Annotated in this window: 26 protein-coding genes; 5 read left to right on the top strand and 21 right to left on the bottom strand. The window is 70.0% G+C overall.

Translation table 11 applies throughout. From position 1 onward, the window contains the following. Window positions 1-30: 30 nt before the first annotated feature. The gene (locus ACWCPF_RS37330) at window positions 31-465 is read right to left on the bottom strand and encodes an RRQRL motif-containing zinc-binding protein (RefSeq protein ID WP_451049576.1); all 435 of its coding nucleotides are present in this window, start codon (window positions 463-465) and stop codon (window positions 31-33) included. 99 nt (window positions 466-564) lie between these two features. Between ACWCPF_RS37330 and ACWCPF_RS37325 the strand changes: the two genes are divergently transcribed. Together ACWCPF_RS37325 and ACWCPF_RS37320 are read left to right on the top strand one after the other, a co-directional pair. Beyond that, entirely contained in the window at window positions 565-795 is a 231-nt protein-coding gene (locus ACWCPF_RS37325) for a hypothetical protein (protein ID WP_451049575.1), read from the top strand. A gap of 10 nt (window positions 796-805) precedes the next feature. Continuing rightward, complete coding sequence (locus ACWCPF_RS37320; RefSeq protein ID WP_451049574.1) at window positions 806-1,249, top strand: GIY-YIG nuclease family protein; 444 nt, start codon at window positions 806-808, stop codon at window positions 1,247-1,249. A 183-nt stretch (window positions 1,250-1,432) separates the two neighbouring features. Here ACWCPF_RS37320 and ACWCPF_RS37315 read toward each other — a convergent pair whose 3' ends face one another. From ACWCPF_RS37315 to ACWCPF_RS37230, 18 genes are all read right to left on the bottom strand, one after another. Continuing rightward, the gene (locus tag ACWCPF_RS37315) at window positions 1,433-2,167 is read right to left on the bottom strand and encodes a hypothetical protein (protein WP_451049573.1); all 735 of its coding nucleotides are present in this window, start codon (window positions 2,165-2,167) and stop codon (window positions 1,433-1,435) included. Between the two features lie 20 nt (window positions 2,168-2,187). Then, complete coding sequence (locus ACWCPF_RS37310; RefSeq protein WP_451049572.1) at window positions 2,188-2,403, bottom strand: hypothetical protein; 216 nt, start codon at window positions 2,401-2,403, stop codon at window positions 2,188-2,190. A 134-nt stretch (window positions 2,404-2,537) separates the two neighbouring features. After that, entirely contained in the window at window positions 2,538-2,825 is a 288-nt protein-coding gene (locus tag ACWCPF_RS37305) for a hypothetical protein (protein ID WP_451049571.1), read from the bottom strand. Next, entirely contained in the window at window positions 2,822-3,349 is a 528-nt protein-coding gene (locus ACWCPF_RS37300) for a hypothetical protein (RefSeq protein WP_451049570.1), read from the bottom strand. The genes ACWCPF_RS37305 and ACWCPF_RS37300 overlap by 4 nt, the downstream gene beginning before the upstream one ends. A 107-nt stretch (window positions 3,350-3,456) precedes the next feature. Then, the gene (locus tag ACWCPF_RS37295) at window positions 3,457-3,666 is read right to left on the bottom strand and encodes a hypothetical protein (RefSeq protein ID WP_451049569.1); all 210 of its coding nucleotides are present in this window, start codon (window positions 3,664-3,666) and stop codon (window positions 3,457-3,459) included. A 126-nt stretch (window positions 3,667-3,792) separates the two neighbouring features. Then, window positions 3,793-4,398, bottom strand: a complete 606-nt coding sequence (locus tag ACWCPF_RS37290) for a hypothetical protein (RefSeq protein ID WP_451049568.1) — start codon at window positions 4,396-4,398, stop codon at window positions 3,793-3,795. A gap of 100 nt (window positions 4,399-4,498) precedes the next feature. Next, window positions 4,499-6,574, bottom strand: coding sequence for a hypothetical protein (locus ACWCPF_RS37285; protein ID WP_451049567.1), 2,076 nt, complete (start codon window positions 6,572-6,574; stop codon window positions 4,499-4,501). A 172-nt stretch (window positions 6,575-6,746) separates the two neighbouring features. Continuing rightward, window positions 6,747-7,472: a hypothetical protein gene (locus ACWCPF_RS37280; RefSeq protein ID WP_451049566.1), complete on the bottom strand. Its 726-nt coding sequence runs from the start codon at window positions 7,470-7,472 to the stop codon at window positions 6,747-6,749. Continuing rightward, window positions 7,469-8,752: a hypothetical protein gene (locus tag ACWCPF_RS37275; protein WP_451049565.1), complete on the bottom strand. Its 1,284-nt coding sequence runs from the start codon at window positions 8,750-8,752 to the stop codon at window positions 7,469-7,471. Before ACWCPF_RS37275 ends, ACWCPF_RS37280 begins: the two co-directional genes overlap by 4 nt. Window positions 8,753-8,769: 17 nt before the next feature. Beyond that, window positions 8,770-9,237: a hypothetical protein gene (locus ACWCPF_RS37270; protein ID WP_451049564.1), complete on the bottom strand. Its 468-nt coding sequence runs from the start codon at window positions 9,235-9,237 to the stop codon at window positions 8,770-8,772. A gap of 183 nt (window positions 9,238-9,420) precedes the next feature. Then, window positions 9,421-9,693 carry a hypothetical protein gene (locus ACWCPF_RS37265; protein WP_451049563.1) on the bottom strand — a complete coding sequence of 91 codons (273 nt, stop codon included), beginning with the start codon at window positions 9,691-9,693 and terminating at the stop codon, window positions 9,421-9,423. A 147-nt stretch (window positions 9,694-9,840) separates the two neighbouring features. After that, window positions 9,841-11,610 carry a DUF2637 domain-containing protein gene (locus tag ACWCPF_RS37260; RefSeq protein ID WP_451049562.1) on the bottom strand — a complete coding sequence of 590 codons (1,770 nt, stop codon included), beginning with the start codon at window positions 11,608-11,610 and terminating at the stop codon, window positions 9,841-9,843. Window positions 11,611-12,118: 508 nt separating this feature from the next. Then, complete coding sequence (locus ACWCPF_RS37255) at window positions 12,119-12,388, bottom strand: WhiB family transcriptional regulator (protein ID WP_451049561.1); 270 nt, start codon at window positions 12,386-12,388, stop codon at window positions 12,119-12,121. Continuing rightward, window positions 12,388-12,708, bottom strand: a complete 321-nt coding sequence (locus ACWCPF_RS37250) for a hypothetical protein (RefSeq protein WP_451049560.1) — start codon at window positions 12,706-12,708, stop codon at window positions 12,388-12,390. Before ACWCPF_RS37250 ends, ACWCPF_RS37255 begins: the two co-directional genes overlap by 1 nt. 276 nt (window positions 12,709-12,984) lie before the next feature. Beyond that, window positions 12,985-13,119: a hypothetical protein gene (locus tag ACWCPF_RS37245; RefSeq protein ID WP_451049559.1), complete on the bottom strand. Its 135-nt coding sequence runs from the start codon at window positions 13,117-13,119 to the stop codon at window positions 12,985-12,987. Between the two features lie 265 nt (window positions 13,120-13,384). After that, window positions 13,385-14,131 carry a hypothetical protein gene (locus tag ACWCPF_RS37240; protein ID WP_451049558.1) on the bottom strand — a complete coding sequence of 249 codons (747 nt, stop codon included), beginning with the start codon at window positions 14,129-14,131 and terminating at the stop codon, window positions 13,385-13,387. 267 nt (window positions 14,132-14,398) lie between these two features. Continuing rightward, window positions 14,399-14,710: a hypothetical protein gene (locus tag ACWCPF_RS37235; RefSeq protein ID WP_451049557.1), complete on the bottom strand. Its 312-nt coding sequence runs from the start codon at window positions 14,708-14,710 to the stop codon at window positions 14,399-14,401. A gap of 43 nt (window positions 14,711-14,753) precedes the next feature. Beyond that, window positions 14,754-15,173, bottom strand: coding sequence for a hypothetical protein (locus ACWCPF_RS37230; protein ID WP_451049556.1), 420 nt, complete (start codon window positions 15,171-15,173; stop codon window positions 14,754-14,756). A gap of 201 nt (window positions 15,174-15,374) precedes the next feature. On the opposite strand from ACWCPF_RS37230, the gene ACWCPF_RS37225 reads away from it, so the two are divergent. The 3 genes from ACWCPF_RS37225 to ACWCPF_RS37215 all read left to right on the top strand — a co-directional run bounded on the left by ACWCPF_RS37225 (window position 15,375) and on the right by ACWCPF_RS37215 (window position 17,918). Continuing rightward, window positions 15,375-16,130: a GntR family transcriptional regulator gene (locus tag ACWCPF_RS37225; protein WP_451049555.1), complete on the top strand. Its 756-nt coding sequence runs from the start codon at window positions 15,375-15,377 to the stop codon at window positions 16,128-16,130. A 187-nt stretch (window positions 16,131-16,317) separates the two neighbouring features. Next, window positions 16,318-17,352 (top strand): AAA family ATPase, encoded by a 1,035-nt coding sequence (locus ACWCPF_RS37220; RefSeq protein ID WP_451049554.1) that lies wholly within the window; start codon window positions 16,318-16,320, stop codon window positions 17,350-17,352. Beyond that, window positions 17,349-17,918: a guanylate kinase gene (locus tag ACWCPF_RS37215; RefSeq protein ID WP_451049553.1), complete on the top strand. Its 570-nt coding sequence runs from the start codon at window positions 17,349-17,351 to the stop codon at window positions 17,916-17,918. The genes ACWCPF_RS37220 and ACWCPF_RS37215 overlap by 4 nt, the downstream gene beginning before the upstream one ends. A gap of 7 nt (window positions 17,919-17,925) precedes the next feature. Here the strand turns inward: ACWCPF_RS37215 and ACWCPF_RS37210 are convergent, their stop codons facing one another. Together ACWCPF_RS37210 and ACWCPF_RS37205 are read right to left on the bottom strand one after the other, a co-directional pair. After that, window positions 17,926-18,768, bottom strand: coding sequence for a DUF1932 domain-containing protein (locus ACWCPF_RS37210; RefSeq protein ID WP_451049552.1), 843 nt, complete (start codon window positions 18,766-18,768; stop codon window positions 17,926-17,928). A 4-nt stretch (window positions 18,769-18,772) separates the two neighbouring features. Then, entirely contained in the window at window positions 18,773-19,423 is a 651-nt protein-coding gene (locus tag ACWCPF_RS37205; RefSeq protein WP_451049551.1) for an HAD family hydrolase, read from the bottom strand. Window positions 19,424-20,106: the final 683 nt, after the last annotated feature.

The raw sequence follows: 20,106 nt of genomic DNA, 5'->3' as shown, positions 1-20,106 counted from the left end.
TGTTTTGGGTGTGGTCGTCGCGCAGAGCGCTCAGGCGGCCTTCGGGGAGGCCGGCGGGATGTAGGAGCTGGGGTGGGCGGGGGTGCCGTCGTGGCACTCCAGGCAGATGCCGAGCGAGGTCCTCAGGCAGCCGTAAAAGCGACGGCGACACTCGGGGCAGGTCTGGCGGGCGGCCATGGCCTTGTCGAGCGCGTACTCCTGGGCGAGCGTCATCGGCCGGACCGGCCTCGCCTTGGCGATCTCGTAGAGGTAGCCGTTCTTCGGACCGCGGGTCTCGACTTCGGCGACCACTTCCAGTCCGCCGTTGCTGAGGCCCATGGCGCGCAACTGCCGTTTGGTGGCGAGGCCTTCGGGGGCCTGGTTGCGCTTGTAGACCGGGATGGTCGCCTGGGGCTCGGCAGGGGCGTACGGGTCGGCGTCGACCAGGTCGTCGTTCTCTTGCGGGTCGAAGTCGCCTGCACGCACGGGTTGTCTCCCTTCGCCCGGATTACCGATCCGCCGTTGCGATACAAAGTAGCGATACAGAGAAGCGATGCGCAACCGTGTAGCGATACCCTGTTGCGCATGGATGTTGAGCAGGCACTGGATCAGGCCACTCGGAAGTACAGAGAAACCGAGGAAGCCCACGACGAGGCGCGAAAGGCCGCCGTCGCAGCCGTCGTTGCGGCGCTGAAGGGCGGGATGCGGCCGACCGACGTGACGGAGCGATCTCCGTTCACGGCGGCGTACGTGCGGCGGATCGCCCGCGAGAACGGCATTGAGCCCGCGAAGCCTGGTCCCAAGAGCAGCAAGTAGAGGAGGGGCAATGGCTGCTGACCCCACCGCTCGGACCGCGTTATACCGGGCTTTCAGTGAGAGCGATGAGCTTCTGTACGTGGGAATCTCGAGTGAGCCCTACGACCGCTTCCGCACCCACCACCGGGAGAAGGACTGGTGGGAGGAGGACGTCGCCAAACTGACCCTGGAGTGGTTTCCGGACCGGCCACGTGCCGAGAAGGCCGAGTACGAAGCCCTGCACGCTGAGCTGCCTCTGCGCAACGAGCGCCGTTCGTACACCTCGAAGTTCGCCGGCGAACGACCGTTGGCCCCCGTCACCGACGACATGGATGTTGCGAGCGCCCGCGGGGTGGCCGAATTCCTCGGCGTCTCGCCCCAGCGCATCACCACGCTGAGCAAGCGGCGGGACTTCCCTCCACGTCTCGATCGCCCTGGTCCCGCATCCTGGGACCTCAACGCAGTCAAGCTGTAGGCCGCGACCTGGGATCGCGTGCCCAAGTGGAAGCGCGACAGGGAGGCACGCTCGATGTAGGGCGGGCCAACAACCGCTGCGCCGCACGGACGTTCCGTGCGGCGCAGCGGTGTTTCTGATGGTCCTGGCCGTTCTCCGCCCGGTCCGCGCGCGGGGCGCGGGCCGGACAGGCAGCGGTCAGGGTCAGTTCAGCGACGGCGGCTGCGGGTCGTACGGCTGGTAGGAGGACTTCGGCTCCGGGTGGTGGCAGTGGATCTCGGCACGGACCTCGGGGGCGGGCGGTGTCTGGTTGTGCACGTCGACCTCGATGAAGGCGGCCGGGGAGAGGCTGATGCCGCGCAGCGCCAGGACGGACAGGGCCGCCCAGGCCAGGACCGCGATGCCGGCGGCTACCTCGCGGCCGGGGCCGGGGGTGCCGATCCACACCATGGCGACGGTGACCGCGCCCCACACAGTCCAGGTGAGGCGGGCTCCGCCGTTGCGGAGGTAGCCAAGGAGGAACGCGACGACGCCGACCGCCTGCCAGACGCTGTAGGCGGTGGTGGCGTCGACGGGCAGCGCCTGCGTGCGCGTGGCGAGGTAGGACCGGACCGGCTGGTCGATGGTGGCGAGCAGACCGGTGTGGTCGTCGCCGGTCGGGGTGGACCACGGCAGGGCCCGCGCCGCGCCGATCACCGTGGCCCCGATGCCGTACAGCGAGAAGAACGCGGCCGCGGCGACGGCGAGGACGATGACGGTCTTGATCCATCCAGCCATGAGCCGCCAGCCGTGGGTGGGGGCCATCCGGATGTCGTGGCGGCGGCGGCCGAGCCAGCCGTGTTCGCTGCTGAACTGCTTCCACCAGCCGTAGGCCCGGGCCTGGGGGGTGGGCTCCTGCTTGCGGTCGGCGCGGGAGTGGGGGAACGGGGTGACGCTCATGGTGGTGTCGCCTCTCGTGGTCAGCGGGACGGGCTTGAGCTGGCGCTGGGGTCGGCGGGCGCGGTGTGCGCCGGCCAGGGCGGGTCGGTTTTGGTCGCGGCGTCGCTGCTGTGGGTGCCGATGCAGAAGCCGCCGATCAGGCCGAGGACGAGGAAGACCTTGTGCCGGTCGGCCTTCCACCAGGAGGGCGGGGCGGGCTCGGTGAGGACACCTATGACGGCGGGCGCTTTCGCCAAAGCGACTGCTCTCCTTGTGGGTTGTCCGTGGGCACGGCTGCGCGGGACGAGGTGTTGGGGAGGCCGGTCGGCCTGTCCGGCCCCCGGAGCCGCCGCGAGAGGCGGGGCGCCGGAGGCCGGGCGGGCAGGCCGGGTCAGGGCGCTGGCGCGGGAGTGGGAGCGGCGGCGCAGTCGCGGCACAGGTACTGCCGTTTGGGGCTCAGCGGGTCGGTGAGGACGCTCGTGCCGATGGGGGTGAGGGCGTCGCAGCCGTCGCAGCGGGGGCCGAGCAGCTCGCGCAGTTGGTCCAGTTGCTGGGCGAGCTGGGCGCGTTCGCCGGGCAGCATGTCGCCGACGATGCGGCGGGCGCCCGGCTGGTCCTCGTTCATGACGGCGTACAGGGCGGCGGTCTCGGTGAAGGCGGTGACGGCGGGATGGTTCATGCGCCGCTGCCGACGGCGATGGTCGGGACGGCACCGACGGGCCAGCAGGGTCCGGCGCACGGGGTGCGGTCGGGCAGGTGGTGGGGGTGGAGGATCGGAGCTCCGCTGGCGGCGTGCATGCCGCGGTAGCGCCACACGACGCCGGGGCGGCGGCCGTCGTCGATGGCGGGCACGTAGTCGGCGTCCAGGTCGAAGGTGCGGCCGGTGGCCGGGTCGGTCCACATGCCGGGCTGGTCGGTGACTTGGCTGAGCAGGCCGCTGCCGGGGTCGGTGTAGCGGTTGACGAGGGCGTCCAGCTGCGCGCGGATCTTGTCGGCGTTGGCGCGGATCCAGTCGGGGACCAGGTGCTCCTGGCTGCGGGGCGCGTAGTGGGCGGTGCTGTCCTGGGGGTCGGCCTCGAGGGCCTGGTCCAGGTGGGCCATGGCCGCGACCAGCTCGGTGACGACGGGCGCTTCGATGCGGACGACTCTGGCGGCGTGCTGGCAGTACCGGATCTCGGTGGGGCTGAGGGGGGCGGTGGTCAACGAAGGCTCCTTGCAGGCGGGTTGGTGTGGGCCGGGCGGCCTGTCCGGTCCTCGCCCTGTGCTGCCGCGCGGGGCGGCGGGGGCGAGAGCCGGGCGGGCGGTCCGGGTCACGGCGGGGACGGGGTAGCGCTGTCGGCGGGCGCGGTGTGCGCGGGCGGCGTGCTGGTGGCGGCCGGGGCGTCGGTGCTGTTCTGGCCGAGCAGGAAGCCGACGATCAACGCGAGGACGGCGAGGACCTTGTGGCGGTTGGTCTGCCACCAGCCGGGCTGGGGCGCGGGCTGGAGGGTGAGGACGGGTCCGGGCTGCTGCTTGGGCATGGCGGATCGCTCCTTGGCGAGGCAGAAGGGAGGGAGGCGCGGGCAGGCCGGTCGGCCTGGCCGGTCCTCGGGGCCGCCGTGCGGCGGGCCGAGGACCAGGCAGGTCGGCAGGACAGGGGGGTGGGGTTACTGCTTGTTGCGGTTGCCGTCGCCCCACTGGATGTTCACGTCGCCGCCGCGGCCGATGAGCCGGTTGCCGCCGGTGTCGATCTGCGGGGCGAAGACGACGGTCGACGGCTCGCTGCCGGTGCCGTGGTCGCTGCGGGTGTGGCCTGCGGCCTTGGCGAACAGGGAGCGGGCGACGGCCCCGCCGCCGAACAGGATGACGGCGAGCACCAGGGCGACCTTCCAGAGCATGTCGAGCACGTCCACGAGGCCTCCCAGGGCGGGTGCGGCGATACGGAGGGCGACGGCGCCTCCGAGGGCGAGAGCGGTGATGCTTCCGGCGACCATGCCGATCGCCTTCGCCCAGGAGGGCATCGGCTCGCGCTGCGTGGCGACGGGGACCGGGTCCAGGCGGTGCTCCACGGGGCGGCCCCAGGCGATGCGGCCGTCGGGGAGCTGGACCTGGACGGAGCCGGGCACCGGCACCTGGTACAGGGTCAGGGCCGGGGCGGGGGCCTGCTGTACGACGACCTGGTGGTGCTGGGGGGCGGGCTGCCAGATCGCGGTGGGCACGGCGGGGGAGTAGGGGCCGACTTCCTGGTCGACCAGGTGCTGCTCGGTGTTCATCGGGCGCTCCAGGGGAGTCGGATACGGCCGGGGCCGGCCCCTCGGGGGAGAAGGGACCGGCCTCGGTGGTGGGGCGGGGTGGTGGCTGCAGGTCGTCGGGTCAGGCGGCGGCCATGTAGCCGTCGGCGTGCTCCTTGTGGATCCAGGCGCCGTGGCCGATGTTGACGACCGGCACCGTCGGGTCGTCCTTCATCCGCTTCAGCGCGGTGCGCACCTGCGGGCCGGTCATCTGCAGGGACCTGGCGATGATCGCCGGGGGTGCGGGCTTGCCGTGTTTGTGGAGGAAGGCGACGATCTTCCGCGTGGTGTCGGACTTCGCCGCATCGGGCTGCACGGCGTCGGGCGCCTTCTCCATGGACGGCGCGGGGACGGCCGTCCTCCCCGGCTTCTTCGCCGGGGCCGGCGCCGTGTCGGTGAACCGGTCCGGGTCGTAGGTGTACTGCTCGCCCGCGTTGCGCAGGGCGAGCATCAGGGCGTGCTCTTCGAGGATGTGCCGGAGGATCGGCAGGGCGTCGATGCTGTCCTGCTCGATGCCGGTCGTTTCGCCCTCGTGGGCCAGGCCGAAGGGGTCTTCGACGTACGGGGCGCGCCACATCGCGGCCCGGTTGTCGGGTCCGGCGAGGTAGCCGAGGCCGCCGGTGGTGGTGCCGTCGTTGAACTCCTTCGGGATGGCGCCCGGGTCGACCCCGGCCAGGGCGCTGCCTGCGGCCCGCTTGCCGGTCGCGGACGAACCGGAGCGCAGGACGGCGTTGTTGCCGCCCTGCAGCAGGTCGCGGATCAGGGTTTCGCCGCCGAGCTCGCTCGCGTTCGGCGACTGGTTGGCGAGGCGGAACTTGATGCCGACCTTCCGGGCTTCCTTCGCGAGGTCCCCGATGATCTTTACGGCTTCCTCGCCGTGCTCGGGGTCGTTGAGCAGGTCGTGCGCCTCGTCGAGGGTGATGGACACCAGCGGGTCAGGCTCGCCCGGCACGAAGAAGGCTCGGCCGACGCGGGTGCGGCCCTTGTCGTCGACCCACTTCATGCGGTTGTAGCGCTGGCCGCGTTCCTTCATCAGGGCGTGGATGGCGCGCAGGACGACGATGCCGAACGCGTTGCCGGGGGCGAACACGGCCACGCCGTCGGGCCAGTCCGGCAGGGACAGGCCGGACTGCGGGTCGATGACGATCGAGCAGACCAGGGGGCTGCGCCGTTCGATGCCGAGCAGCCCGTCCAGCAGGCGGGACTTGCCGGAGCCGGTGGTGCCGGTCACGAAGGAGTGCACGGCGCCGGAGCCCGGCAGGAAGAACCGGTAGTGGGCCTGCTCGCCGTCGTAGTAGATGCCGATCGGGGCGAGTCCGGTCTCCGGGTCCAGCACGTGCTGGGGGCCGAACAGGGTGCCCTTCTTCAGCGGGTTCTCGGTGAACACGCTGATGCGGCCGCGGCGGGGGCCGAGCGGCTCCATCGTGATCAGGTCGAGGTCGTCGATGTCGAGGGAGGAGGCGGTCTCCACCAGCCGCAGCTCGAACTTCTTGCCGCGGGGGACGAGGACCTCCGCCGACCAGCCGCCCTTGGGCAGGGCGACCGGCGAGACGAGCTTGCTCTTGGGGTACGGGCCGTCGGAGACAGAGGCGTACTCCATCCAGTCCAGCATCTGCCGGGTGAGCCCCGGGGTCTTCGCCGCCGGGCGCCGTCCCCAGCGCTGCCAGGTCCAGGCTCCGTAGCCGAACGACCAGACCAGCGAGAAACCCCACCAGGGGTTGTCACCCCACTCGGGCCCGCCCACGCTCGCCATCGTGGTAAGCAGGGCAGAGCCGGTCAGGGGCATGGACAGGCCGATGTAGCGGTCGTGTTCGGCGGGCAGGGTGCGGGCGGGCCGCCACACGCCCTTCCACTTGACCAGGCCGGGCGCCCAGCCCCAGGCCCCGGCGGCCGCGGCCCCGGCGAACCCGAGGGTGAGAGCGGTCTTCCAGCCGTCGGGCGTGGCGGACAGCAGTTCGCCGGCCGGGCCCATGCTGGCGGCGGTGGCGGCGAGGGTGAGGCGGCCGCGGTTGTCGAGCGCCCACTCCGAGAGGGTGCGGGACTGCTTCTTGCCGGTCGCCGCCTGGGCCAGGTTCTCGTTGTTCTGCGCAGCGACAAAGGAGGCGAAGTCGACAACGCCTTTCAGGTACTGGGGGCTGTGTTCCTTCGGGGCACGCACGGCGGTATTCCCTTCATGCTCGGGGCGTTGGAGGACGGGGTCGGGAGCCCGGTGCTCCCCACCGCCTCCGAACCGAGCCCGGCTGGGGCGCGGGTCGGGGGCGCCTGGGCAACACAGGGGCCGGGCCCGCCAGTTGGCGGGCCCGGGGGCTGGCAGGGTGCGGGTGGGTTGCCTAGTCGGCGTTGTAGAAGGTGTTCTGCGCCATCGGGACGTCGGCGTCGTCGACGGCGTCCTGGATGCGGCCGTGGTGGCGGTGCGCGGTGCGCGCGGCGACCTCGGCCTGGTTGACGGAGATGTCGGTGGCGTTCTTGTACGCGTCGGCGGCGGTCTTCTGCCCGGTGATCAGGTCACCGAGCATGTTCATGTTGCCGACGGTGTAGTTGTCGACCTTGAGCGCCTTCAGCTCCTCGGCGACGCCGTTCATCCGCTCGGCCATCTCGCCGGACCAGGCGGCGAGGTTGTCGACGTCCTCCTGGCGGGATTCGACTTCCGCACGGATCGTGTTGAGCGCGTTGAGGAGGGCGCTGTGGTTGACGACGTCGCCGATCTTCGTGATCGCCATAGGTCGGGTTCCTTCCTGTTCGGGGTGTTCATCGGAGGCGACGTCCTCGATGACGCCGCTGAAGTCCTCGGGGGCGTCGATGTCGTCGTCCGGGTCGATCAGCCCGTAGCCGGGATCGTCGGGGGAGCCGAGGGTGACGATGTCTTCCTCCGCCCACCGGCCGCGGTCGCTCTCGAACTCGTAGTCGGCGTCGAACCACGGCAGCCAGTCGCCGGAGTGGCGGGGGGCGTAGATGACGGTGGTGCCGATCCGCGTGTAGTGGACGTTGACCTGGCGGGAGATGCCGTCTTCCTCCCACGTCCACACGTACGGTTCGACCCGCCGGGGCTCGCTCACCGGTCGTAGTAGCCGGCCTGGGCGGCCTGCTCGATCGGGGAGGACTGGACGGCCTCGGCTATGCCGCCGTGGGACTTGTAGGCGGCGGCCGCGGCGGCGACGGCGAAGTCGCCGGCGTCCTTGGCGGCGGCGCCGTACGTCGCGGCGGCCCGGGACTGGGTGTGGATGGACTCGCGCAGCGTGTCGACCTCCGCGCGGGTCTTGTCGTCGACCTCGAGGGCGGCCATCTCCGCCTCGATCTGGTCCAGCCGGTCGGACAGGGCCTTGTCGTCGGCGGCGATCGCGAGGGCCTCCTCCGAGCGCATCTCGCACATCGCCTTCGTCAGGGTCAGCGCGTTCATCAGCCCGTCCAGGGTGCGGATCTCGGGGATGACGGTGGCGGGTGAGGACATGAGGTCTCCGTTCTGTGCGGGGTCGGGCACCACCGCCAGGTGGCGGCGCCCTGCGGGGGATTCGGGGTCGGCGGGCTTCGCCTCGGAGGTCTTGGCTTCGGCAGCGCGGGCCCGTTCCTCGGCCGCTTCCTCGCGCTCCTTGGCCTCGCGGGCTTCCTTCTGCGCGGCAAGGACCTTGTCCGGCGCAGCGCGGTCGCGGGCCTCCTCGGCTTCCTTCTTCGCCGCGTCGCGATCGGCTTCGGCCTGGTCGGCCCGCGCCTTCTCGCGCTCGGCCCGCTCGCGCTCGAGTTCGGCCTCGGTCTTCGGCCGTGCCGTGTCGTCGGGATCGGTGTCGGCCGGTGCCGGGGCGGTTTTCGGGTCCGGCTTGGCCTTGGCCTCCTCCGTCCCGTCCTTCGCGTCCGGGTCGTCGGTCTTCGGCGGGTCGGTGGGCATCGGCGGGTAGGGCGGCGGGGGCCCGGCCTTGGCCGCGGCTTCCTCCGCCTTCTTCTTCGCCTCGGTCTCTTCCTTCTTCTTCCGCCGCGCTTCGGCCTTCTCGGCCATCTTGCGGCGGTGCTCTTCGCGGATCTCCGGCCAGCGTTCGCGGTAGCCCTCACCGACGGCCTTCCACATGGTGGAGCCGGTCTCGGTGATGACCGCGAGCGGGACCGCCGCCTTGCCGCCGATCTTCGCGCTGCGCGGGGCTGCGGCGCTGAAGGTGCCGCCCGGCTCGGCCGGTGCGGGCTTCTTCACCACGGTGGTGGAGCCGTCGTTCGGGCCGCTGGCGGCGACCTTCTCGACGGTCTTGCGGGACTCCGCTGTGTCGTAGCGGCGGTCGTCGGTGCCGGCCACCTTCTCCACGCCGCGGGCTCCGGCGTAGGCGATGGCGATCAGCAGGATGAGTTCGAACACGACTCGATACCTCCTGCTCAGGCCAGGCCGAAGGCGCCGGCGACCAGGTGGCCGACGGTCGTGATGACCCAGGCCAGGGAGGTCTGGATGAACTCGCCGATGGGGCCGGGGATGGTGGAGGCGAGGACCGGCAGGACGGCGCCCAGGATGCGGGTGCGCATCTCCACCTTCTTGGTGACCAGGTCGTTGACGAACACGGCGGTCACGAACAGGGCGGGGAAGCCGGTGACGATCAGGCCGGTCCACTCGCCGATCGAGCTGGTCGACCAGTCGTTGACCGTGCTGACGGTCTCGTTCCACCACTGGCCGGCCGGGGTGGCCACCATGGCGGCTGAGGCGGTGGCGATCAGGACGGCCTGGGCGCGGTCGGTGTGGAGCTTGTTGGTGACCTTGTTCAGTCCGGGCAGCTTCTCCGCGTAGTAGAGGAGCGCGGCGGACCCGGCGCAGGCCCCGCCGGCGGCGGCGCTGACAGCGGCGTCGATCATGGTTTTGGGTGTCCTTCCTGGACTCGGTGGGGGTTTGACAGGGCGTTACAGAGCGTCGTACTCTCGCGCGCGCACTGGCGCGCCTGTGCGCGTGGGTGCGCGCGGCCGTACGGGTGGGGTCTGTTTCGGCTGTCACAGCGGCTTGTCACAGGTCTCGTCACAGCTCGTGTCACAGCCGGGCGGTCACTGTGCGTGCGTCTCGCGGATGTGCTCGAGGGCCTGTGTGACGGCCTCGTAGGCGCGGGCGCGAGCGTCCGCAGGGAGCTTGTCGAGGACGCCTCGGAGGCGGTCGAAGGTGACCGCGGCGACCATGTCCGGGCCCTCCTGGCGGGCTTCCTCCAGGCGCTGTCCCCAGTGCTGCGCGCGCCGGGCCTGCTTCTCGGCCCGCTTGCGCCGCAGCGTCTTCTTCCGCTGCGGCGGGTTGTTCCACGGGGCGGTTTCGTTGGTGTCGCTCACCTGCGGTTTTGCCTCCTTCCAGGGCGTTTTCGTGGCAGGGTTGGGGCCGGCGCTTCGGCGCCTTCACCGCGTCCCCGAGTTGTCAGCAGCAGCTCGGGGGCCGGTGGAGCCGTCGAATAGCTCGTCTTCGCAGGTCAGGCGGCCCTTTCAGGCCGCCTGAGCCTGTCCCGGCTGCAGGACGTCGGTCTGACCGCCGTCCTGCTCGTCCAGCAGCTGGAGCGCGCGCTGCTTGCGGTCCTGGGCGGAGCCGGTGGAGATGCCCAGCTCCTCGGAGATGACGCGGACGGTGACCGCGCTCTCGCCTCGGGCCTGGATCATCGCGGCGACCCGGTGCGTGTCCCAGTCGACCTGGCTCATGCGCGCCAGGGCGGCGGCTTCAACCGCACGCGCCTCGTGTTCAGCGGCGCGGGCGCGGAGTTCAGCGGCCTCCTCCTTCGCGGCCTCCTGGCGGGCGGCGGAAGCGGCGATCTCCTCGTTGTCGAGCTGCTCCTGCTTGGCCGTGTTCACTGTCGCGGCGCGGTGTTCAGCCTCCTTCCGCTCGTGTTCAGCTGCCTCTTCGAGGGCCTTCGCCCGGGCCGCTTCGGCCTCGGCCAGGCGCTGCTGCTCCTGGGCGATCCCGGCCTGGCGGGCGAGCTCGTCCTGCTGGGCGCGGGCGGCGGCATCAGCCTGGATCCGGCGCTCGTCCTCGGTGGCCTGCGTGGCCATCTGCTGCTTCTCCAGACCCCAGCTGGCCTGCACCTTCTCCCGCTCGATCTGGGCGAGGGTGCGGCGCTTCTCGGTCTCGTCGGCGAGCTCCTGCGCCTCGGCGGCGGCCTGGTCCTCAGTGAGCTTGAGCGCGTGCTGACGCTTGGCCTCACGGAGTTGAAAGTCCGCCTCGGCTCGTTGAATCTCCGCCTGAGCCTCGCGTTCCGCTTCGGCTCGGGCGATCTTCAGCTGCCCCTCGGCGCGGATCTTGTCGACCTCCGCCTGAATGCGAGCGGCCCCGAGTTGAACATCGGTCTTCACTCGCTGAATCTGGGCCTCGGCACGCTGAACAGCGGCCTCGGCCTCCCTCTCGATCCGCTTGGTCTCCTCCACCAGCGGCACCCCGAGGGCGCGCTCCACGCTGAACCCGAAGGGCGCCAGCTTGAACGGCAGCATCTCGTTCGCCGACGCCGCCTTGCGCCAGGACTTCTCGTCGTCCTCGTACTTCTGGCGCAGGCCCTCGCGGTAGATCCGCAGCTGCTGGTGCTGGGCGGCGACCGCCTTGTACGGGAGGTTGTAGAGCCGCATCCGGCGGGCCAGGCGCGGCGTGGACAGCGGGGCGAGGATCCACCGGGTCAGCGGGACCGAGCCGAGCGGGGTGGCGCCGGCCAGGAGGTCGGCCATCCGGCCGATGTAGTGCCGGGCGGCCTCCACGGCGATGATGAACAGCACCGGGATCACGCCGTGCATGGACGCCGCGAGCGGGTCGGCCGACACCGGCCCGGGCGGGGCGGCCGCGTTGAACGCCACCGTGGCGGTGGTCAGGCCGTGGGCGGCCCATCGCAGGATCGGCAGCGGCATCCGCTTGCGCATCATGTAGAGATCGAGCGCCAGGAGCACGAGGATGCCCGCGTCGATCCCGATGGGAAACGCGTAGGAGAAAAGGCCGAAGCCCTTGCCCTCCGCGAGGTGGCGCAGGGTGTTGTACGAGCCGGTGAAGCCGATCGAGGCGAGTACCAGGCCGCCGACTCCGGCGATAGTGGCGAGCAGCCGCATGGTGCGCGGGTCGCCGTCCGGCTCGGATTCCGTGGTCTGCGGAACGTCGTCGGTCTCGGCATTCAGGCCGGGCTCGAGGTGGATGTCGGCCCGCAGGGCGGGCGGGGTGTCGGGGGCGGGGAAGTGGTCGGTCGCCGGTTCGGGGTCGGAGCGGACCAGGTCCGCGGGGATCGTCATCTTGTGCTCCTTGATCGGTCGTGCCGGGGCGGCGGGGGATGGCGGGTGGGGGTCGCTCAGCCCCGGTGGCCTGCCCGACCTGGCGGGCGAGGACAGGGCGTCGGCCCGTGGTGCGGGCGGGCTGCTGTCCGAAGGCCCGGTCGGCGGGCGCGAAGTTGGGTGCCACTCCCGGCCGGCGGGAGCCAGCGGAGCGGAATCGGGGAGGCCCCGTGCGCTCCCTGCCGTCCCCGCCGCAGGGCGGGGGCGACAGGCAACTCGGGGAGGTTCAGCCCTTGTTGCGGTTGAGGTAGGCGTCCTGCAGCCGGCCGAACGACTCGACCAGCCGGGCCCCGGCCCCTCAGAGGGACTCAGGCGTGCAGGCCGTGCAGGTGTCGGCGTGTTCGCGGAGCGCCCGGTCGGCGGCCATGTACCGCTGGTACAGGTCGTCAGCCATGCGCGCGACGGCCGAAGTCGTGATCGGAGTTGGTGCGGCGGAGCGCGTCCTCCAGGCGCTGGCGCTCGGCGTCGCTCATGCCGTCGCCCCCTTCTTGGCCTGGCTGGCGCGGTTGCGGGCTGCGCGCCGCTTGAGCGAGCGCCGCTCGGCCTCGGACAGGCCGCCCCACACGCCGGAGTCCTGGCCGGACTCCAACGCCCACTGGAGACAGGTCTCCATGACGGGGCAGCGACGGCAGACCGATTTGGCCTCTTCGATTTGGATCAGGGCCGGGCCGGTGTTGCCGATCGGGAAGAACAGCTCCGGGTCCTCGTTGGCGCACTGAGCGCGGAACCGCCAGTCCATTACTTCGCGCCTCCGTCCACGCCGGCCTCGCGGACCAGGTGGTCCGACGCCGTCCATACGGTGCCGATCGCGAAGGGCTCGCCGCCGGGGCGGAGCACGTCCTTCACGATCAGCGCCCACTGGGCGCAGCGGCGCTTGAGCAGCTCGCGGGCCCGCTGCGGGTCGCGGACCACGGCGAGCACCTCGAAGGCGCCGTCGCTGTTCTGGTAGATCGCGCCCATGTCGCGGGGACCGATCTGCTCGTCGACGACCCGGCGCAGGGCTTCGAGGGTCGTCGTCTCACCGCTCGCGGCCGCAGGCGGGGGGAGCGGGTGTGTCATGCTGAGGGTGTGCAACAGGGCCTCCAGATAGGTCCGTTCGAACAGCCCCCGGTGGCCCCCGGGGGCTGTCGCCTTTTCGGTCGGCTGCCGTACGAGCAGCCACGGCCGCCGCCCTCCCGTGTTCGTCAGGGAGGGCGGCGGCCGTGGTCGTTCGTGCGCGTGCTCAGCGCCCGCGGCTCGTCACGCGGGCGCTGAGCACGGGCAAGCAGGACGGCGGACTGCCAGGGCGCCGTTCCGAGCGAGATACCAGTCCGGCTGGCTGCTGGACAGCGAGGATCAGCAGGTCCAGGTGCCGTCGGACTGCCGGGTGTAGACCTGGCTGGTGATTCGGGCGTGGGTGTCCCACTCATCGACCGTGATCTTGGCGGTGTTTCCTCGGATGTCCACGGTGACGCCGGGCTGGGACGACAAGCCACGGATCTGATCAGCGGTCAGGCCAGAGGCCACGGAGGTACTCCCGGAACCGGAGGTTCGCCTGGATCGGCGAGTGCGCTCTACGGGCTGGCCGGTGGCGTTGCGGGTGTCGCTGGTCGGATACTTCGGGGTGAACAGGCCCACGGCGGGGCTCCTCTCTGGTCGACGGTCAACTGCCGTACGAGCAGCCACGGCCGCCGCCCTCCCCGTATGTCAGGAGGGCGGCGGCCGTGGTCGTTCGTAGTGTTCTTGGGCTTCGTGATCAGGAAGTCGCGGTCCGGACGACGAAGCCCTCGCGCGTCATGTGGACCGTCGGGACCTGACGGACGGTCCGGTACAGGTCGGGGCGCGTGCTGCGCATCTGCTCCTGGGCGAGCCCGGACATCCGAGCAGCAAGCCGACGACCCGCCTCGCACGGCGTGTCCGCCTCGCACCGCGAGCAGTTGGCGCGGTGCTGCTGCAGCGCAGTGCGCAGCTGCCCGTACAGCTCGGGAACCTCGGCGCGGGCGATGCGGCTGATCAGCTTGCGCAGCTCGATCACCCGGGCACAGTGCCCGAGCCGGCACTGCGAGCAGTCGTCTTGGAGGTGCTCGGCAAGCTGCTCGCGCGGGCCGCGGGCAGCAGCGTTCATCTGCGCGGTCGCGGGCGCGGCCTGAGGACGGGGCTTGCGAACCGGGCTGGTGGTGCGTCGGCTGGACGCCGTGCCCTCGGCGGCGAGCAGCCGCTCGGTCCACTGCTCGGGGGTGATGTCGATCTCGATGCGCTGCGCGCTGCCGGGGCAGCGGCGGCCGTTGGACGGCTTGTCCTTGACGGAGGCGTCGCGGTAGCGGCGGCCTTCGGGCTTCGGCTGGGCAACGCCGTCGCGGTGGGGGTGGATCATCGACCGGGTCATGCGGTGCCAGGTCTTGCAGTCTGGGCAGACGACCCTGCGGGTCTCGCCCTCACGGAGGTTGAGGTGCTCGGGACGAAGGCTGCTGGCCTTGATGGCGGCGCGGCCGTTGTGGCGCATTGAGTGACTCCCAGGGATAGCGATTGCGTTCTCCTTCAGCCAGGAGTCGGGCGGGCCCGAGCTTCCTGACCGGCGGGCAGCGCAATAGCTGCGGATGGCTCATCTGGCTGTGGCTCCAAGGGACCGCGTCGAACTCGTCACCAAAGGCCGGCGTGTAAGCACGGACAGCCAGACATATGAAGTTGATTGGGATCAGACCGTGGGTCCGGCTTCCCACCACCAGGACCGAGCAGGGCGCGGTCCTGATAGAAGGCCTCCGGGCAGGGTTCAGCTGGCGAGGTGCTCCAACTGCGCCTGGTGGAGCGCGGCCGCGCTGGTCTTGCCGCTGCGCGAGGTGCCGCCGATGAGCGGGTGGAGCATGCCGGCGTCGCGGCGCTGGGCCAGGTCCTCGGCGGTGGCAAGGTCCACGACGACCTGACCGCCCTCGGCGTGACGGCCGAGGACGAACCGGTTGGTGGCGATGGCCTCGGCGAAGGCCGGGCTCGCGGCCTCGACCGTGTGCTCGTAGCCCTCGATCTCGGCGGTGGACCAGGTGGTGACATCGCCGTGCGCGGCGCGGAAGGAGTCCGGAGTCTGCATCGCAATCAGGTCCTCTCGGTGTTGATCGGCGGATCGGCGGGGTTCAGGCGGCGAGCGGGGCGGCGGTCACGGCGCCGTGGAGAGCGGACACGTCCGTGTTCGCGGGGTTGAGCTCGGAGGCGTACGGGAGGAGAACGTCGATCAGGCGCTCGCGGACCAGGGCGGTGACCGACGGGTCGACTGCAACGATGTCCAACGCCGCGTGCCGCCTCGCCAGGAAGTCGGCCCACAGCTCCCGCACCCGCTCCGCCTCGTCCTTGAGGCCCGCTCCGGCCTCAAAGCGGGCCAGCTCCTGCGGGGTCGCCCACAGCTCGTGCATCTCCAGCGGCGTCCCGAACGCCACGTCCAGGTCGACGTTGCCGAACTCCGGGAGCTCCACCTCCAGCTCGTCCAGGAGCGCGAGGGTCTCGCAATCAAAGGACTCGGTGGCGAGGCTGGCGATGGGGCGGCCGGTGACGTTCATGGGGTGGCTTCCTCTCGGTGGAGTCCGCCACAGAGGCGGAACACGACGATCAGGTGCGTTCGAGCAGGCCAAGCAGGCGCCTTCCGGCGGCTCGTCCCTCCGGAGCGGTGACAAGTAGACGATGGAGTCTTCTAGAAGACTTGTCAACCCTTCTAGAATGAAGTTGACTGGGCAGGGCCCGACCAGGAAGGAGTCGCCGCCTTGTCTCCCCAAGTCCCCAAGCGACCACCAAAGTGGCGCCAGCTCGCAGACGACATCGCAGCTCAGATCACCGAGGGGGTGTACGCACCCGGTGACCGGCTTCCCTCTGTGCAAGCCCTGGTCAGGCAAGGGAAGGGGGCAACGGCGACCGTCCACCGCGCCTATCAGGCGCTGGAAGCGGAAGGACTCGTAAGCACAGCTCAGGGGAGTGGCACAACGGTCTTGGGGCCCGACAGCATGCCCTCGAGCATCCTGACCGGCGCCGCACGACTTGAGCGTCTGCGACGGACCGGCAGACCTCTCGCCTTCCGGGAGACCTACGTAAATTCGCGCTCCGTGCTTCGGTCGTGTGCAGACCCACAGGTCGCGAATCTTCTCGGTATCGACCTGTATGACGAGGTCGTGCTCAGAAGCCGGACCTTCGTACGCGACGACAAGCCCACCGTGCTTGCCTTGAACGTCATCCACATGCGGGCACTGATCGCTCTCCCCGAGTTGCTCCATGAGGGGCCGATGGAAAAGTTCCGCCACGACTTGTATGCCGAGCGCACTGGGAAGGTCATCACGGCTGGCCCTGAACAGAGCACCGCGCGCCTCGCGTCCGACAACGAACTCGCAGAGTTCGGCATCGAGGTACCACCCGACGTGCCAGTACCTGTACTGGTCTTGCGCTCCCTCTACTCCGACGATGACGGGCCGCTGGAGGTCTGGGAGGACATCCTTCGGCCAGGCATGTGGCACAGCAGCAATGCCTAAATCAGCTCTGCGGCCTGCACGCACCGTGGCTCCCTCCTGACTGTTCGTCTTGTGGGGGCCATCACACCGGCCGTAGCTTCAGCGCAACATCACGAACGGTTGTCGAAGCTCGTTCACCTGCTCGTTCACGGGTTTTCAACATCCGCGTACACATGGGAATTCGGGGTCTGGTCCTAGGCTCCGGATCATGACGACGGAGGATCAGAGGGTGGGGAAGAACCATGTCGGCTGGCGCCCCGAGCAGCTACGCGAGCATCGCGAAGCGCACGGGCTGACGCTGGAGCAGGCGGGGGAGCGCGTTCGAGCTGTTGCCGAGAAGGCAAAGCTCAAGGGGGTTCCCGCGGCAAACCCTCAAACCCTGTGGCAACACGAGCAGGGAGAGGTCTACCCCGGTCCCCACTACCGTCGTGCCTATTGCCTGCTCTACAGAGCCACCGAGCCTGATCTCGGCTTTCGCAGTGCCCTGCCGGGTGAGGAGACCTCGTTCAAACTCACGCCGACGGACGATCGGGTCAACGGTGCCCATGTCCTGGCTGTGGAACGGGCTATCCACCGCATCGGCCCCGGAACCGAGTCTGCCGACCACTTCGCTCTGCAGCAGCGGATCATCGACGCCTGGAAGCGTAGGCACACCGGCGGCGATCCGCACCGGCCCGTCCTGATCCTGGTCGGCGGATACGCCGGCAGCGGCAAGACGGAGCTCGCCAGGTTCTTCGTCCAGCTCACCGGTTGGCCGCTGCTCGACAAGGACCCGCTTACCCGTCCTCTGGTGGAGCGGCTTCTGGTCGCGTTGGGCGCGGACGCCAACGACCGGCACACCGACATCTACCGGGATAAGGTCCGGCCGCTGGAGTACGACTGCCTGATGCAGTCCGCCATGGCCAACATCAAATGCGGCATTTCCACCGTGTTGACCGCGCCATTCATTGCTGAGATGACGAACGCGGGCTGGATGCAACGGCTGACCAATCGCTGCAACGCCATGGGGGTCGACGTCTTCCCAGTCTGGGTCCGCTGCGATGAAGAGTCGATGCGCGAGTACATCGGCTTCCGCTCCGCGGCCCGTGACGCTTGGAAGCTGCAGCGATGGGATGAGTACATGGCCACGATCGACCTGGAACTACGCCCGTCGGTACCGCACTTGGTCGTCGACAACAGGCTGGGCACTGCGGTCTCGCTCGCAGACCAGGCCCGCCAGGCGCTGGGCGTGATGTCCGTATGAACCTGAAGCAAGGCGTGATCCTGTACGGCCCGCCAGCGTCGGGCAAGGACACCGTCACCACCGCGCTCACCGCGCTCGACTCGCGGTACCGGCCGTTCGCGCGACTCAAGATCGGCGCCGGTAAGAGCGTCGGCTACCGGATGGGCACGGCAGAGCAGCTGCGCGTCCTTGAAGCCGCGGACGACATCATCTACACGAACAGCCGGTACGGCAACACGTACGTCATCGACCGCCCCAGTCTGGACGCCGCGTTCTCGGCTGGAGTGCCGGTGGTGCACCTTGGCCAGGTCGACGGCATCGGCGCCCTGGTCGAGGGCTATGCGGCTGGCTGGGCTGTGGTGCTGCTGTGGTGCTCGCAGGAGGTGACCGCACAGCGGTCCGTCGGCCGCGGCGACAGTGACACCGCGGCCCGGCTCGCCGCGTGGCGGACGACCCGCGACGACCTGGACGGGCACCCGGACCTGAACTGGGACCTCACGGTGGACACCCTGGTCACGGCACCGGAGGAGTCAGCCCTGCTCATCGACCAGCTGCTGACGCAGCGGGCAGGGGCGGCAACGGCATGAGAGCGGGCTACAGCCGGGCGAGCCGGTTGAGGGCGTCGGTGAGCGTGAGCTCGCCGTCGTCCTTGGAGTCGTTCCACCGTGCCAGCGTCGACGCCGCCGCACGCAGCATCTCGGGAGGAAGGCCGGCGGCCGCAAGCGTGTCGGCTGCTTCCTCCAGCTCGGGGCCCCAGCGCCAGGCGCGCGCCGCCGTCTTGGCGATGTATTCCGGCTCAGAGAGGTACGAGTCGGTGCGCCGTGAGGCGACGTCGATGAGTTCCTGGTCGACGCCGTGCTCGCGCGCCAACCCCACCGAGAGGGCCACCAGCACGCGGCTCGTCTTCTGGAACGAGGCGTACGCCAGCTTCAGCGCGGATGCCTGGCCCACGTCGGTGCCCAGCACCTTGGTCAGGACGTCGGTGCCCGCAAAGAGCTCCTCCACACAGGCCGTCGCGCCAGCTGGCCCGGACAGGTACAGCGTTGGCGTCCTGCCTCCCATTGGCGGGGAGCCGACGACGCCGCCGTCCACGACGGTCGCTGTCCCTTCGAGCAATCGCGCGATCCGTACAGATCGTTCGGGGTTGATGGCGTTCGCCTCGACATACACGCCCTCGAACCGGTGCGCCGCGACCTCACGGGCAAGATCCTCGGCTGCGGCCGGCGGGCAGAGGCTGATGACCATGTCGCACCGGTCGAGCAGCTCCTGCAGCGTGGGCACCGGCTCCAGGCCGAACCGCTCGGCTCGAGCGATGCTCGCCGGGCTGCGCCCTTCTGTGCACCACAGGACGACGGCCGCGTTGGGCGCGGCGCAGGCAGCGACGGCGGCACCCATGCTGCCGGGGTGGAGCATGCCGACGGTGGACTGGGTGAGCATGGCTCTACTCCGTCTCGTTGAGCAGGATGGTAATGGCGTCGGTGACATCGCCGACGCTGTGGTCCGCGGCGGCGAGGCCATTGGGCCAGGGACGGCCGCGCAGCCAGATGGTGTGCAGGCCGGCTTGGTGGCCGCCGCCGATGTCGCCGGCCGGGTTGTCGCCGATCATCCAGCCACCACGTGCAAGGCTCACGCCGCAGCGGGAGGCAGCGAGTTCGAAGAGGCGCCGGTCGGGCTTTCGAATCTCCTGGTCGCCGGAGGCGGCAACGCCGTCGACCAGGTCGCTGATGCCAGCCGCTGCAAGCTTTGCACGCTGGATCTCGGAGGCACCGTTGGTAGCGATGCCGATCGTCCATCCCGTTTCCCGGAGTCGGGCCAGGCCCGTGAGAACGGGTGGACGGCACGAGACCGTGGCTGCCATCAGGTCGACGTACTCGTGCCACAGTTCCGCGGTTGGCTCGTGCAGGCCGAAGACAGCGCGCAGCTGGGCGAAGTCACTCGCGTTCGCTCGGTCGGCCAGCCTGGCGAGCAGCCACTGTTCGACTGTGGGATTGAATCCGTGGGTTCGGCACAGGGCTGTCACGGCACCGGTCACGGCCGACTGCCGGTCGACCAGCGTGCCATCGAGGTCGAAGAGCGCCAGTCGTTGTTGCACGAAAGTGACCCTATCCGCGACGCGGCATCGCCTCTGTCTGGACGTGCCTTCGGCGGGCTTGAGCCGAACCGCATCCCGTGGCACGGGACGCGCGGGCATAAAAATGACCGCCAGGCGGGATTGCCAGATCAGCCTGTTCAAAGGGCTTTTGATGTGCAATCAGATTATGCTCGAATCAATGGAACTCGCCTGTTCATCAGGGCGTTCCTGCACCTGGAGGTGCTTCATTTTGCGAAGGACGTGGGGCCTTTGACAGGCCGACATCAAGCGTGGGGCCGTGCGACACGTGAGCCCCTGGGGCCCGTATCGGAGAGGCAGGGGAGTATCGTGTCCCCGAGCTTGATCAATAAAAAAATGGCCCCCACGACCTTCAGCAAGTCGAGGGGGCGAGCCGAGGGACTTTGTGGAAGGAGTCCGACGGCCAGCCGACCACCCGTCCTTTTCAGCGAGTCCAAGGTGATCGACATGATCCAGGGTACCCGTACCCTGCCCCAGACACACAGCACCCCGCCGTGGTGCCAGCAGCGCATGAGCGACCGCTGGCCCTTCGACGGGGCGTTTGTGCTGCGCACAGCCGTCAGTCCCCCGGTTGAGGGGAGCGGTGTGAGTTAGTCGAGAGGCGGCGTCGCCGCCGGGGACCAGCCCCCAGGTGATTCGCAGTCACCTCGGCTGGCACCCCATCT

The organism is Streptomyces sp. NPDC001858 (assembly GCF_053594615.1).
Note: the sequence above shows the minus strand (reverse complement) of the source record. Positions and strands in the feature narration are given on the sequence as shown.

Bases quoted from the DNA above. Each gene is read 5' to 3' on its own strand.
- ACWCPF_RS37325 (WP_451049575.1), top strand. From the start codon at position 565: ATGGATGTTGAGCAGGCACTGGATCAGGCCACTCGGAAGTACAGAGAA.
- ACWCPF_RS37320 (WP_451049574.1), top strand. From the start codon at position 806: ATGGCTGCTGACCCCACCGCTCGGACCGCGTTATACCGGGCTTTCAGT.
- ACWCPF_RS37315 (WP_451049573.1), bottom strand. From the start codon at position 2,167: ATGAGCGTCACCCCGTTCCCCCACTCCCGCGCCGACCGCAAGCAGGAG.
- ACWCPF_RS37305 (WP_451049571.1), bottom strand. From the start codon at position 2,825: ATGAACCATCCCGCCGTCACCGCCTTCACCGAGACCGCCGCCCTGTAC.
- ACWCPF_RS37295 (WP_451049569.1), bottom strand. From the start codon at position 3,666: ATGCCCAAGCAGCAGCCCGGACCCGTCCTCACCCTCCAGCCCGCGCCC.
- ACWCPF_RS37290 (WP_451049568.1), bottom strand. From the start codon at position 4,398: ATGAACACCGAGCAGCACCTGGTCGACCAGGAAGTCGGCCCCTACTCC.
- ACWCPF_RS37270 (WP_451049564.1), bottom strand. From the start codon at position 9,237: ATGATCGACGCCGCTGTCAGCGCCGCCGCCGGCGGGGCCTGCGCCGGG.
- ACWCPF_RS37260 (WP_451049562.1), bottom strand. From the start codon at position 11,610: ATGACGATCCCCGCGGACCTGGTCCGCTCCGACCCCGAACCGGCGACC.
- ACWCPF_RS37255 (WP_451049561.1), bottom strand. From the start codon at position 12,388: ATGGACTGGCGGTTCCGCGCTCAGTGCGCCAACGAGGACCCGGAGCTG.
- ACWCPF_RS37250 (WP_451049560.1), bottom strand. From the start codon at position 12,708: ATGACACACCCGCTCCCCCCGCCTGCGGCCGCGAGCGGTGAGACGACG.
- ACWCPF_RS37240 (WP_451049558.1), bottom strand. From the start codon at position 14,131: ATGCGCCACAACGGCCGCGCCGCCATCAAGGCCAGCAGCCTTCGTCCC.
- ACWCPF_RS37235 (WP_451049557.1), bottom strand. From the start codon at position 14,710: ATGCAGACTCCGGACTCCTTCCGCGCCGCGCACGGCGATGTCACCACC.
- ACWCPF_RS37230 (WP_451049556.1), bottom strand. From the start codon at position 15,173: ATGAACGTCACCGGCCGCCCCATCGCCAGCCTCGCCACCGAGTCCTTT.
- ACWCPF_RS37220 (WP_451049554.1), top strand. From the start codon at position 16,318: ATGACGACGGAGGATCAGAGGGTGGGGAAGAACCATGTCGGCTGGCGC.
- ACWCPF_RS37215 (WP_451049553.1), top strand. From the start codon at position 17,349: ATGAACCTGAAGCAAGGCGTGATCCTGTACGGCCCGCCAGCGTCGGGC.
- ACWCPF_RS37210 (WP_451049552.1), bottom strand. From the start codon at position 18,768: ATGCTCACCCAGTCCACCGTCGGCATGCTCCACCCCGGCAGCATGGGT.